Origin of the sequence: Dactylosporangium sp. NPDC050688, assembly GCF_040654515.1 — a bacterium.
Lineage (GTDB): Bacteria > Actinomycetota > Actinomycetes > Mycobacteriales > Micromonosporaceae > Dactylosporangium.
In genome coordinates this window covers 1-12,131 of the sequence record NZ_JBFAIC010000021.1, presented here as the reverse complement: position 1 = coordinate 12,131, position 12,131 = coordinate 1, and the positions used below count along the sequence as shown (strand labels likewise).

The following is a 12,131-nucleotide window of genomic DNA, read 5'->3' as shown; positions in this document are numbered from 1 at the left end:
CGCCGGCCCTCCCGTGCCGTCCGGGAGGGCCGGCTCGCGGCGCTGACCGCTATCCCGTGCCGACGAGCCAGGCCGTCTCGCCCTGGTGGAACGCGTCGAGCTCGGCCGGCCGGTCGTCGCCGAGCAGGTCCTGACTGACCGTCACGCCGCGGGTCGACTGGATCCAGGTGAGGAACCGGTAGGACGGCCGAAGCTCAGCGAGCTGGGCCACGTCCACCGGGAGCACCTCACCCGCGTGGACGGGGCGCAGCTCGTCGCGCTCCAGCAGGACCTCGAAACTCATCAGCCGGCGCCGTTGCGTTGTGGGATCGGCGGACGCGTTGAACCCGTGTCGGGTCCGCGGTCAGATCGCGTGGACGAGTTCGGCGAACGCTGCGGCGACCCGCAGCGCGGGCGGGGCTTCGACGGCGAGTTCGTAGTGGCCGCGGCGGAGGTTCTGCATGAACGCGTGCCCGGCGATGATCACCTGCGCTGTCTGGTCCGTTCGTAGGCCGCGCATCGGTCTCAATCGGTGTTTCAGCCGGCTGTGATCAGCCTCGATCGGATTGTTGGCGTACCGCTCGACGTGATGCCACGCGGACGAGACCAACTCGTCGAGGACGGCGGGGTAGACCGCAGCGGCGTCGGTGACCACCACACTGGGGGTCACCTTCAACACCGACAGCGCCCGGCGGAAGAACCGACGGGCGGCTTTGGCGTCCCGACGGGCCGAGACCAGCACGTCGATGACCTGCCCGTACTCGTCGACGGCCCGGTACACGTACCGCTAGACCCCGATGCCGTGCCCGACCGGCGCCTGCCGTATCACAACGGCCCGTCCCTACACTCCGCTGCAACAACCCATCACGGAGCTGCGCTTCACGAGGCATCAACGAAGGTTCACGCGATTCACCCGTCCGGTCTGCCCCTCGCCCGTAACTCCCGGATGGAACGGAAGTCCTCAGCTTTCCCTCGGGCTCCGCACCCCGCCGTTACCAGCGACGCACGCCAAGGTGGGGCCAGGCAGTGAGCACGCGCCCGGAACTACACCACCGACATCACGTCGGCCTCCAATCAGCGAGTCCACTCGCAAGATGTGACATCGTGTCGCAACGGCATGAGCGCGCACCAGATCTTGGTACGCCCCTACCTTCCGGCCCGAAGACCGCTGTCATCGTGATTTACGGAGGTGATCTGCCGAGGGCGGCCAGTCCGAGTTGCCCGTCGGGCCGGCGGAGGCATTGGGTGCGGCGCCGTTGCCGTAGCGTGTCCGGGCGTGGGTGCCAAGACAGCGCTGCTGCTATACGCCGAAGGCGATGTGGGTCAGACGCTGCACGATGCGGTCGAACTGGATCGTGCGGCGGCCGAGGCGCTGGTGGCGCGGCTGTTTCCCGGGCTCGATGTGGTTGCGGTCGAGGACGGCAACCTGGGGCGGAACATCAACCCGACGACCGGCCTGCTGTACGCCGGAGTGTTCCGGGGTCTCACCGTCATTTGCGCAGCCGAGCTGGGCGAGATAAGGCCTGGTGATCTACGGCCGGGTTGGCTGGCCGAGGGGGCGGGCCGGCGCGTGATCCTGCACTCGATGCATAGCGTCTCGGACTTTCTCGGCTTCGCGGTCTGGAGTGCAGACGGAACGCTCGAACGAGCGCTGTGCCTGAGCCCTGATGACGGCATCGTCGAGGATCGCGGTGACCGGATGCCGTTCGAGCAGGCCTACTGGGCTGGACGGCATCCGGTCGACGATGACGACGATGACGACGATGACGAGCCCTATCCGTTGCCGTTTCATCCTCTGGATCTCGGTGAGGACGCGCTGGCGGCGTTGTGCGGGTTCGTCATCGAGGGTACGCCGCTGGAGGAGATGCCCGATCTTTACCGGGTCCCGCTGGCCGGCTTCCGGTTGGGCGTACCGAGGCTGACGCTGGAGCGATCGCACGGCCGCCCGATCGCGCAACCGTCGGCCCTCGATGTCGAGTCGCAGGTCCGCCGGCTCAGTAACGGGCTCGATTATCTGATCGTCGACATGGGCGGCGAGAACTACCTGCAGGCGGCAGTCGGGGGTCGATTCGAGATCCCGGCCGGAGTGTTCTGGGTCGAACGGCGCGAGGGCAGCCCGGATCTTCACTTCCGATGCGAAGTCGACACGCTTGAGGAAGTCGCCGAGATCTTCCGCGGTTACCTCGTGAACCAGGACGGTTGGGGCGACCGCCACTGGGAGCAGATCTGGCTGTAGCCGGCCGAGCCGACCGACTCCGGAGATGCCCGGCGAAACCGGCCCAGCCAAAGAACTGCCAACTCGCACGCCTATCGGCCAGATCAGGGTGCGAGCCAATGCGGAATGTTGGTCACCAGCTGTGACGAGCGGAGACAGCGCGGGCCGGGGTTGCCGTCGGCGCAGCTCGACGCTCATGGTCGATTTGCCAGTGGTCCGAGCGGTGCCCGGGATCGGATTGATCTCGATATCCTGCGGCGGGACCACCCGATGATCGGGCCGGACGGGGAACGCCGGGGCGTCCGGGCGGTGACTCGGCCTCTTCCGGGGCCGGACGACCACGGTGTGGCTACTGTTGCGCGCTGCGCTCGCCGATGGCCGGTCAGCGGCTGGTCATTCGCCGCCGTACGCGAATCCGGTGGCCGGGTTGAAATCGTATTCGCCCTTGCGCATCCGGTCGAGGTAGCGGCACAGGTAGTCCTCGATGGTGGGCCGGATCGGGCCGGTCGGGCCGGCGTGCTTCTCCCAGGAGATGACCTGGCCGATCGTGCCGCGTTCGGCCGGGGCGAGATCGATGCAGAAGAGGTTGCCGGCGCTGTCCATGGCGAACGGCAGCCAGCCGGGGTGCCACCAGGTGAACTGCACGAAGCCGTTGCCGGGCGTCGTCTCCCGCGGCGGCCAGGTGGCGAAGGTGCCCTCCGCGCGCAACTCCTCCAGCATCCGCCAGTGGTCCAGCGCGCGGTCCAGCGACAGCCCTTCGTATTCGGCGATGCCGATCCCGGCGGTGGCGCCGAAGAGCCGGAGGTAGGCCCGGACGCTGGCGGGCAGGCGGACCCCGAGCGCGGCCTCGGCAGCGGCGATCCCGGCCGCGTCGGCGCCGCCGCGGGCCGCCTCGATCCAGCTCCCTGCGGGCGGGGCGTGCTCGGCGAACCAGGCGACGATGTCGTCCACGACGCTGGCCAGCCGTTCGGCGGCCGCGTCAACCTCGGCGTCGCCGGGCGCCGGCTCGGACGGAGGACCGGGCGGGTGCGCAGCCCGCCACTGCTCCAGTTCGGCCAGAGCGGCCGGCAACTGCCTCGCACCCGGCTCGACCGGGTCCATCGCGCCGCGCTCCAGCAGGAGTCGGACGATCTCCTCACGGTTGTGGTACCGGGCTGCACTGAGCGCGTTGAGCTCGCCGTCGTGGGCGTCGGCAAGCACATCGGCGCCGGCGTCGAGCAGCCGGCGCACGAGTGCCTCGGGGCCGGATGAGGCGGCCAGCATCAGGGGGGTCCAGCCGTCCAGGCGGGGCAGGTTCGGGTCGGCGCCGGCGGCGAGCAACGCCTCCACCCATGCGGCGGCGTCGGGCCGGCCGATGGCCCAGGTGAGCGCGGTGCCGCTCTCGCTGTTGCCGAACTGGGCCCGGTCCGGGTCGGCGCCACGGGTGAGCAGGAACTCCGCGAGCGGCAGGTGCCCGTCCAGTGCCGCGGCGATCAGCGCGGTGGTGCCGTAGCGGTCCTCGGTGTCGACCGGCAGCCCGGCGTCGAGGAACGCCCGCACGAGCTCGACGTCGCCGGTGCTCGCCGCGACCAGCAGGAAGGGGTCGTCCTCGTCCTCGTCGGCCGAGGCCGGGTCGGCGCCGGCGGCGAACAGGTCGGCCAGCGCGGCAGCGTCACGCGCGGCGATCGCCTCGGCCAGGGCGGGGCTGAAATCCACGCCCGCACCGTACCCCCCGGCCGCAACCGCAGGCAGCAGCCCCGCGATGAGCTGCCCAACCGTGCGACGGCCGAGGCCGCTGGCCGACAGAGGGCGAACACGGGCGCGGTCCCATCAGACTCCCGTGCGGAACACCCCAGGTCCGCACTGGACGGAACGTGCAACGCGGTTGATCTGCGTTCACTGCGAGCCTGTTGCTTTTTCGCGAGAATTGGTCCCGTCGAGGGTCGCCTCGACCCTCGACCCTCGACCCTCGACCCTCGACCCTCGACCCTCGACCCTCGACGCCCGGCGATCGGCGATCGGCGATCGGCGATCGGCGATCGGCCGCGACCGGCACGCACAGCCGTCGGCAAAGATCCTGGACGTGGTGCACCAGCGGTTGTGCCCGACGTACCCGATCGGGTGAACGCTGCGAACCCTGGCCCGGTCGCTTCGGTGGCCGGGCTGTGTCGTGCCGGCGCGGCGGCTGCCGTGCTGCGGAGGCGGTGGTCCGGTTGGGCCACCTCGCCGCCGCGCCGTACCCGACATGTACCAGCGTCGACACCGGCGGGCCGGGCAACGGCGGGAGTCTGCCGGATGGTGCGAAAGTCCACGCCGCCCGGCCAGCACCGTCCGACGATCGACGCCGGTCACGACCCGGGCACCCGATCGCACGGCGGAGATGACGGCGCGACGATCGCCGGATGACATCAGCCCGCCTCATCGCCGCCGCCGCTGTCGTGTTCGCACTCGCCGCGTGCGGGGCCGACCCGGAACCGTCGAGCACCGCCGGGCAGCTCGCCGCGTCACCGAGCCAGTCGCCCAGCCCGTCGCCGAGTGACTCGCCGAGCCCGTCCCCGAGTCCGTCATCGTCCGCTGCCGTGCCGAGCGACGTCGCCGCGCCCGGGGCTGGTACGCCGGCGCCGAAGACGCCCCCCGCGGTGAAGACCACGAAGCCGGCGGCGCCAAAGACGACGGCACCGGCGGCGGTCTACTACAAGAACTGCGACGCAGTGAAGGCAGCCGGAAAGGCGCCGCTGTACCGCGGCCAGCCGGGCTACCGGTCAGGCCTGGACCGCGACGGTGACGGGGTTGCCTGCGAGAGGTGACGGGGTTGCCTGCGAGAGGTGACGCGTCCTGCCGGCCGATGCCTGCAACGCTCCCACCTGCGACAATGAGAGCTGACAGTTCTTGACGGAAGCGGTGATCTCGGTGCGCTGCAGTCGATAGCCCCGCGCCAGACGCGTGGGGCGCCCGGGGAGTCACCGTGCCTCGCACCGACGTGCACCGGCCGCCGCTCGTTCAGGAGCGCGACCCGTTCAACCACCGCCTGTTCGTTGAGGACCACAACCATGAGGGCGGCGTCTGCACCCTCGACCGCCACGTCGCTGAGGGCTGGTTTCGTGGCTGCTGCCACCTGCGCTACATCGGCCGCGCGAACATCTACTGCGGCTGCCGTGGCTGCTCTGGCAACTACTGGCGGCGGCGGAGAAACCGGCGCGTGCGGTAGGAAGGGCGGCGGGAGTGCCGCGTCTTCCTCGACGGGCATCGCAGCTTCCTCGCCGAGGAAGCTGCGCCGGGACTGCACGCCGGTCGGCGCCTGCGGCGGCGGTGAGCTGCGACAACGGCGGCACGGGCGAGCTGTGGGAGCATCCGGTCGAACCTGAGGGTGGCCGGCCGCTCGGCGAGCAGCGGGAGACGATCACCGTCGAGGCGGCACCGGACGGTTGGGTCGCGATCGGTGTCGGCCGTACGACGGTTACCTGCCACCGGACACGATCGAAGAGTTCCTCGCCGCAGTCGGAGCAGCGGCGGGGGAACGGGCGTGACCCTCGCCCTGCCGCAGTCGCCGACGTCCCGCGTTGAGGTGTCCGTCAGAGAGTGCCAGAAGGCGACCCGTGAACGTTGAAGATGACCGGCCCGCCGATGCAACCCGTTGGAAGCTGACCCCGCCGCAGGTCGACGGCCGGGTCAATCCGGTCCGTGGCTGGTGCCAGCCGGCTGGACCCCGCTCGCCGAGTACCTCGAGCGGCACGCTGACGGGATCACGGAGCACGTCTGGGCGGACGGGCGGGACGGGTAGCGCCGCGGCGTAGATGCTCTGCAAGGCGTGCTGATGGAACACGGGTGTGCCTGCTGCTGTGGGCCACGGTCGCGGAAGCCGCAGCGGCGGCATGAGGAGCGGGCCTGGCGGCGGGAACTCTCAACGCAGAGAGCTGATGGTTCAGTCCTCGATCGGGACCGTGTCGATCCCATCGCCGTACACGGCCGGGTCGCACGTCGCCACATACCAGGCGGCCTCCTGGAGCGCAGCCAGCGCGGCGCACGCCCGCCCCAGCGTCCCGAGCAGTGCCACCCCGGCGGCGAGCCGCATCCAGTCGCCGGGTTCGACGCCGAGGACCTTCACCCTGCGGTGCGCGGCGAGCAGCCGCAGCCTGCCGTCGTCCTCACCGGCGGTGCGTGCCTCGATCAGGCACACAGCGGGGACGAGCACGAACCCGTCCTCGTCGCTGATCTCCTGCAGCAGCTCACCGACGTGCTCGGAGGCGCGCGTGTACGCAACGACGGCGGACGTGTCGAAGACCGCGGCTGCGGTCACGCGGCGTCGAGGCGGGCGAGGAGTGCTTGGCGGCGTTCCTCGCGCTGCTCCGGTGTCCAGCGGTTGCGGATCTCGTCCATCTTCTGGCGCATGCGGGCGCGACCCTCGGCGGTGATCAGGACACCGCGCTCGTCGACGACGTCGCCGCGGGTGTCGGGCTGCTGGTCGGCCATGTGTACGACGATACCTTCAGCAGGGGTGGCGGTCACGTCGTAGCGCCAGCGTCGACCACCTCTTCGGCCGATGCCCGCGCCATTGAGCGCTGGGAGTACCTGCACGTCATCAAGCCGAAGCTGGCCGAGTTGCGAGGTGAGCGATGACGGCGGGACACGCTTCCGCAGGTCAGAGCCCGCGTACGTGCCACTAGGTCGCCGCACCAAAGGCGCCGAAGGCGCATCGCAAACCACGACATAACGGTACGTGTGCGTGTCGTTCCAAGGCGGGCGCCTCGTGTACCCCTATGCTGGCGCCACACCCAGGAAACGATGCGTGTCGATCACATGGCGAGCTACGGGGAATCAGCTCCACCCCCCGTGAACTGCGGAAACGCGGCGGCCTAGTGACTCGCCTGCTGACGCTGCCCCTGACCTTTTCTCCCAGCTCAGACCAATGATTCGTAGCCTAGGAGCCATCAACTCCTGCGGAACTCCGGCGGCGCGGACGACGACATCCTCCTCGACCTGGCCCGGCGGCCAGCCGAGCATCTGCCGGTCGGCTGGTGGTTCCTGCGGTACCCGAACCCGCAACCACACCTGCGCCTGCGACTGCCGATCACCGGCCCGGACCAGTTCGCCGACACCGTCGACGCGCTCGCCCGCTGGGCAGCGTACCTGCACAACGGCGGCATCCTGCGCGACTACAGCCTGCACACCTACCGGCCCGAGACACGCCACGGCACCGCAGCCACGCTCGCCGCGGCCGAGGCCGTGTTCGCCGCGGACTCCCGCGCCGTGTTGCACCGGCTGACCGGCGACCGGCAGGCTGCAACCACCGGTTTCGGGACGGCGGCCGTCGAGGACGCTGGCCGGGCGGGTCGCACAGCGCCGCGCTCAGCCGGAGGAACCGTCGGGTCCGAGCCGGATCGTCTGGTCGCGCAACACTGCGATCACGCGATGCAGGTAGCTCACGATTGCCGCCTGTTCAGCCGTGTCGTACTCGGCGATGACGCTGCCGAGCGCCTGACCGAGTCCCGCGAACGCGTCGGTCAGCTCCGGGCGTTCGACATCCGCCGCACGTATGATCGCTCGCCGCCGATCATTCGCATCGGTCTCGCGTAGGACGAAGCCGCCGGCCGAGAGCCGCGCGACGACGCTGGTGATGCCTGCAGCGGTCAGCCCGGTGCGCCGGGCCAGCTCGCCGGCGCTGAACGGACCCTCGGTCGCGATCAGATCGAGTGTCTTGAGGTCCCCCGCCGACAGCCCCAGGCGTGCCGCTACGGCTTGATGGAACAGCACGACCGCCCCGCTGAGGTCGCGGCCCAGGTTACGTCCTGCGTCCTGACCAGTTGACACTTCACCCACCGTTACTTAGATTCGGCATAGTAATTACTACACCGAATCTAAGTAAACCAGGAGGATGCGATGACGACCACGGCTCACGGTCGCGTCTTGGCCACGCTCACTGACCTGGAGGGGTGCTGGCAGGCGGGTGATGCCGACGGGTACGCCCGGCTGCACACGGCTGAGGCGACCTACGTAGCGTTCGACGGCACCGTCCTGACCGGCCGGGAGGAGATCGCCGCAGGCCATCGACCGCTGTTCGCCGGCATCATGCGAGGCTCCCGCCTCGCCGTCATCGAGCGCACCATCAGATTCACCGATCCCGAGACAGCGATCGTGGTGCAACGCGCCGGCATCATCATGCGTTGGCAAAAAGGCCGGAAGATTCCGTCAAGAAAGCGCCTTTCCACGAACACGACGGTCCTGCGTCACGACGGAGACAGGTGGCTGGTGGCAGCATTCCAGAACACGCGGTACCACCCGTGGGCCAAAACCCTCATGGGACGCCTGATGACTCGAACAGCCGAATGACCTGCGCACGTTGGGCAGGTGGCTTCGTCAGTGAGAACGGGGTTCTGGCGCGAACTGTGTGATGGGCACCGAGTAATAGATCGTTATCGCGGTGCGCGATGCCGTCGGACAGCTACTCCCTCATCTGAACGGTATCGAGATCGATGCGGTCGTGGACGCTGGCTCCGAACTGATCATCACAGCTCGGGTTCGAGGTCATCAGGCCCGTTGTCAGGCGTGCGCGGTGGCGTCGTCTCGGGTGCATTCGCGGTATCGCCGGACGTTGATGGACGCACCGGTCGCCGGTCGGCCCGTCCGGGTCCTGTTGTGGGTGCGCCGGTTCTTCCGCCACCACGACGGTCTTCAGCCAACGCAGCATGAGGCGGTTTCCCTCCGGGCAGGATGGTGGTGCACGGCCTTCGGTCCGACGTTGCCGACAACTCGTTCGTTGTCGTTGGCGGCAAGGGCGTCGATGTCACCTTCGAGGGCACCTCGCTGTCGTCACCGGTCACGATCCTGTTCGACGACCCGGACGCGACCCGCGGGCTACCGAAGGATGCGCTGCCCGTGGTGCTGCACAAGCCCGACGGCGGCAACTGGTGTCGCGTACCGCCGACGGGGTGCCCTACCTGTCGATGAAGGACTTCTCACCGAACTTGTTCGGGTGGATCCCGATCCCGAACTGGGTGCGCGAGTTGGCCGACTCCTTCGCCGATCTCACGACGCAGCGTACCGACGCCCGGCCGCGCGTCGGAGCGGCCGCACCCAGCTGGAGCAGCGTGGACAAGCGCACGACACTGGTGCGTCTGTGCTCAATCGCCAACACCGGCCGGGCCGAGATCCAGGCGCAGTCGAACCGCCGGTTCTACCAGTGGGTGTCGGTGCCGGCCGGTGCGGACTACGTGTGGGTCGAGGACCAGCCCGACCCGCTCCGACGGGTCATCGCCAAGGTCACCGGTCATGACGCCGCCGGCAACGTGCTCCTCGCCGGCGCGGTTCTCAGGCGAGTGGCGGCAGGTCCGGCAACGGCCCCGGCGGGTCGGTGCGCAGCGCGGCGCCGTCCGAGCGGCCGGTCAGCCAGGCGAGCACGGCCGCCGGGTCGCCGGTCACCCGCAGTTGGCCGCCGTCACCGATGCGCAGCACACGATCCGGCAGCTGCACCACCAGCGCCACGCCCCGCGAGCCGAACTTGCCCGTCACCGACGCCAGCTGCTCGGCGACGAAGACGTCCGGCCAGTCGACGGGGGTGTAGCCGGCGGCAAGGTCGACGTGGTGGTACTCCAGCTCCCGCCGCATGCTCGGCACCACGCGGTGGACCGGCCGGGTGCCGACGCCGAGCCACTCGCCCGGTGCGTCCCACCGGTCGGCGGGGTGTTCGGCGACGGCCGTGAGGAGGCGGTCGAGGGCGGTCTCGACGTCGTCGCGCAGTGCCCGCAGCGGCCGGGTCGCGCCCGAGTCGATGTCGCGGGCGCGCTGCTCCTCGCTCGCGTACTGCAGGCCGACCTCGCCGTCGCGGGCGGCGAGCAGCAGGCCGCTGCGGGAGTCGGCGGAGCGGGCGACGTGGGTCAGGACGTGCGCGCGGCTCCAGCCGGGCAGCAGTGAAGGGTGCCGCTCGTCGCCGTCCTCCAGTGCGTCCGTGGTGTGGCGGAACGTCTGGATGCTGGTGGCCAGCGCGGGGAGCAGCTGCGTGGGAGGGTGTGCCATCAGAGGATCCTGGCCGAGTTGGCCTTGAGAATCGCGTCGACGCGCGAGACTGCGTTGAGCTTCGCGTAGATGTTCGTGAGGTGTCGCTTCACGGTGCCCTCGGTGATGAACAGCAGCTCGGCGATCCGGGCGTTGGAACAGGCCTGGGCGAGCAGCCGCAGCACCTCGCGCTCGCGCGGTGACAGCGGGCTCGGGACCGGCTCGTCCCGGCCGATCTGGACGAAGGTGGAGCGTTGCACCGAGACGAGCACCGTGTCGGAGTCGTGTGCGACGGCCCTGACCGCGGGGAGGAGCTGGTCGCGTCCGACGGTCTTGGTGAGGAACGCCGACGCGCCGCGGCTCAGCAGCTCCTGCACGAGGTGGGGGTCGTCGTGCATGGTGAGCACGACGATGCGGGTGCGCGGCGCGGCCTGGCGCAGCTGCTCGACGGTGCGGACCGCCGGCTGGCCGGGCATCTCGACGTCGAGCAGGACGACGTCCGGGTCGTGCTCCCGGACCAGCCGCAGGGCCTCCGCGCCGTCGGCGCCCTCGCCGACGACCGTCCATCCGGTGTCGTAGGTCAGCAGCTGCCGCAGTCCCTCGCGGAACAGGACGTGGTCGTCGACCAGGACGATGGTGAGCTCGGCGCCGGTCATCGCGCGGGCAGCGGCACGACGGCGCGGACGCCGGCGCCGCCGTTCGGGCGTCGGGTCAGCTCCAGGCGCCCGCCGAGCGCCTCGAGCCGCTCGCGCATCGACATGATGCCGATGCCCATGGCGTTCGCGGGGTCGAAGCCGGCGCCGTCGTCGAGCACCTCCGCGAGGACCGCGGCGTCGTCGACCTCGATGCGTACCTCGAGGCGGGTGGCGTCGGCGTGCAGGATGGTGTTGTACACCGCCTCTCGCACGATCAGGTAGAGCTCCTCGGCGACGGCGGGGCTCAGCGCGGACATGTCACCGGCGACGTGCACGACGGTCTTGATCCGTGGCCCGGCGAACTTGTCGAGGTAGGCGGTCAGTGCCTCGCCCAGGTCCCGGCCCGCGAGGGCGTCGCGCACCTCGGTGGCGATGGCGCGGATCGTCTCGACCGCTTCGAGCATGCTCTGCCGCGCGGTGACGAGGTGGGCCGCGGCCCGCTCGGTGTCGTGCACGCTGAACAGTTCGTGCAGCTCCAGGCTCTGCAGCGCCACGCCGGCGCTGTGTGCCGCCCGGTCGTGCATCTCGCGGGCCAGCCGGCGGCGCTCCGCGCGCTGGGAGAGCCAGTTGTGCTCGACCAGGGCCGTGACGTAGGCGCCGGTGGCGCGGCTCGCCCGCTGCATGATGGCATCGTTGAGGCACGTGGCGATGGCTGCGACCCGGGCCGGGTCCGGCTCGTCGCGGGTGAGCACGACCAGGGCCGCCTCGAACAGGATGCCGTCGATCCGCAGGGACTCCGCCGGGAGGAGCCCGTGGCTCCTGCGGCGCGCACCGGTGGTGCTCTGACACCGCTCGGGCGTGCCGCGCGGGCCGGACAGGCACCGTTCGACGTCGTCAAGGACACCGTCGACCTGGTGGGTGACCTGCCGCCGGCGCTCGTCGTTGTCCAGCAGTGCCGGGTTGGACAGGCGCAGCTCGGCGTGGACCCTGTCGTGGACTTCGCCTCGCCGCTCCTTGAGGATTGATGCCGGTGTGAAAGTTGATGTTTCGTCCACGATCGCCGTCCCCTTGCAGCACGCCTTGCCGGAGTCTCTACCGCGTGTTGCCCGACCCGTCCGGAACCATACATGCTTTCCGTAGGGCAAGCATCTCGCAGGCTGGGACAGCGCGGGGACGGAGGAATTTCGTGCGAATGACGGTGAAAACGCTCGTGCGAGTGGCGGCGGAGGCGATCATCGGGCGCAGCTGCTGGCGTACCCCTGGCCGGAACCGCAGCAGCACCGTCTCGTCGGTGACGACCGGGTCGAACACGCCGCCCGTGATGATCGCCGCCA

Annotated in this window: 14 protein-coding genes and 2 pseudogenes; 6 read left to right on the top strand and 10 right to left on the bottom strand. The window is 70.0% G+C overall.

Annotation, left to right across the window (positions count from 1 at the left end):
• Positions 1–49: 49 nt before the first annotated feature.
• Both AB0H83_RS21300 and AB0H83_RS21295 read right to left on the bottom strand, forming a co-directional pair.
• Entirely contained in the window at positions 50–283 is a 234-nt protein-coding gene (locus AB0H83_RS21300; RefSeq protein ID WP_360096425.1) for a hypothetical protein, read from the bottom strand.
• A gap of 60 nt (positions 284–343) precedes the next feature.
• A pseudogene (locus AB0H83_RS21295) lies at positions 344–763 on the bottom strand (DDE-type integrase/transposase/recombinase); the annotation flags it as partial.
• A gap of 492 nt (positions 764–1,255) precedes the next feature.
• Here AB0H83_RS21295 and AB0H83_RS21290 point away from each other — a divergent pair.
• On the top strand, positions 1,256–2,215 hold the full coding sequence (locus tag AB0H83_RS21290) for a hypothetical protein (RefSeq protein WP_360096422.1): 960 nt from the start codon (positions 1,256–1,258) through the stop codon (positions 2,213–2,215).
• 372 nt (positions 2,216–2,587) lie between these two features.
• Here the strand turns inward: AB0H83_RS21290 and AB0H83_RS21285 are convergent, their stop codons facing one another.
• Positions 2,588–3,889 (bottom strand): ankyrin repeat domain-containing protein, encoded by a 1,302-nt coding sequence (locus AB0H83_RS21285; protein WP_360096419.1) that lies wholly within the window; start codon positions 3,887–3,889, stop codon positions 2,588–2,590.
• A gap of 686 nt (positions 3,890–4,575) precedes the next feature.
• Between AB0H83_RS21285 and AB0H83_RS21280 the strand changes: the two genes are divergently transcribed.
• Together AB0H83_RS21280 and AB0H83_RS21275 are read left to right on the top strand one after the other, a co-directional pair.
• On the top strand, positions 4,576–4,980 hold the full coding sequence (locus AB0H83_RS21280) for an excalibur calcium-binding domain-containing protein (protein WP_360096416.1): 405 nt from the start codon (positions 4,576–4,578) through the stop codon (positions 4,978–4,980).
• A 158-nt stretch (positions 4,981–5,138) separates the two neighbouring features.
• Complete coding sequence (locus tag AB0H83_RS21275; protein WP_360096413.1) at positions 5,139–5,381, top strand: hypothetical protein; 243 nt, start codon at positions 5,139–5,141, stop codon at positions 5,379–5,381.
• A 714-nt stretch (positions 5,382–6,095) separates the two neighbouring features.
• On the opposite strand, the gene AB0H83_RS21270 is transcribed toward AB0H83_RS21275, so the two are convergent.
• Both AB0H83_RS21270 and AB0H83_RS21265 read right to left on the bottom strand, forming a co-directional pair.
• Positions 6,096–6,470, bottom strand: a complete 375-nt coding sequence (locus AB0H83_RS21270; RefSeq protein WP_360096410.1) for a hypothetical protein — start codon at positions 6,468–6,470, stop codon at positions 6,096–6,098.
• Positions 6,467–6,643 (bottom strand): hypothetical protein, encoded by a 177-nt coding sequence (locus tag AB0H83_RS21265; protein WP_360096407.1) that lies wholly within the window; start codon positions 6,641–6,643, stop codon positions 6,467–6,469. The genes AB0H83_RS21270 and AB0H83_RS21265 overlap by 4 nt, the downstream gene beginning before the upstream one ends.
• A gap of 489 nt (positions 6,644–7,132) precedes the next feature.
• On the opposite strand from AB0H83_RS21265, the pseudogene AB0H83_RS21260 reads away from it, so the two are divergent.
• Positions 7,133–7,462, top strand: a pseudogene (locus tag AB0H83_RS21260) (thiopeptide-type bacteriocin biosynthesis protein); the annotation flags it as partial.
• Positions 7,463–7,519: 57 nt separating this feature from the next.
• Here the strand turns inward: AB0H83_RS21260 and AB0H83_RS21255 are convergent.
• Positions 7,520–7,981 carry a MarR family transcriptional regulator gene (locus AB0H83_RS21255; protein ID WP_360096404.1) on the bottom strand — a complete coding sequence of 154 codons (462 nt, stop codon included), beginning with the start codon at positions 7,979–7,981 and terminating at the stop codon, positions 7,520–7,522.
• A gap of 69 nt (positions 7,982–8,050) precedes the next feature.
• Here AB0H83_RS21255 and AB0H83_RS21250 point away from each other — a divergent pair, with 69 nt between their 5' ends.
• Both AB0H83_RS21250 and AB0H83_RS21245 read left to right on the top strand, forming a co-directional pair.
• Complete coding sequence (locus tag AB0H83_RS21250; RefSeq protein ID WP_360096401.1) at positions 8,051–8,500, top strand: SgcJ/EcaC family oxidoreductase; 450 nt, start codon at positions 8,051–8,053, stop codon at positions 8,498–8,500.
• 381 nt (positions 8,501–8,881) lie between these two features.
• Positions 8,882–9,118, top strand: coding sequence for a hypothetical protein (locus tag AB0H83_RS21245; RefSeq protein ID WP_360096398.1), 237 nt, complete (start codon positions 8,882–8,884; stop codon positions 9,116–9,118).
• A gap of 360 nt (positions 9,119–9,478) precedes the next feature.
• Here AB0H83_RS21245 and AB0H83_RS21240 read toward each other — a convergent pair whose 3' ends face one another.
• The 4 genes from AB0H83_RS21240 to AB0H83_RS21225 form a co-directional block, all read right to left on the bottom strand.
• Complete coding sequence (locus tag AB0H83_RS21240; RefSeq protein ID WP_360096395.1) at positions 9,479–10,183, bottom strand: maleylpyruvate isomerase family mycothiol-dependent enzyme; 705 nt, start codon at positions 10,181–10,183, stop codon at positions 9,479–9,481.
• Positions 10,183–10,818 (bottom strand): response regulator transcription factor, encoded by a 636-nt coding sequence (locus AB0H83_RS21235; protein WP_360096392.1) that lies wholly within the window; start codon positions 10,816–10,818, stop codon positions 10,183–10,185. The genes AB0H83_RS21240 and AB0H83_RS21235 overlap by 1 nt, the downstream gene beginning before the upstream one ends.
• Positions 10,815–11,852 (bottom strand): ATP-binding protein, encoded by a 1,038-nt coding sequence (locus AB0H83_RS21230; RefSeq protein WP_360096389.1) that lies wholly within the window; start codon positions 11,850–11,852, stop codon positions 10,815–10,817. The genes AB0H83_RS21235 and AB0H83_RS21230 overlap by 4 nt, the downstream gene beginning before the upstream one ends.
• A 37-nt stretch (positions 11,853–11,889) precedes the next feature.
• Positions 11,890–12,131 (bottom strand): hypothetical protein (locus AB0H83_RS21225; RefSeq protein WP_360096386.1); only part of this gene is annotated, 242 nt, incomplete at its 5' end.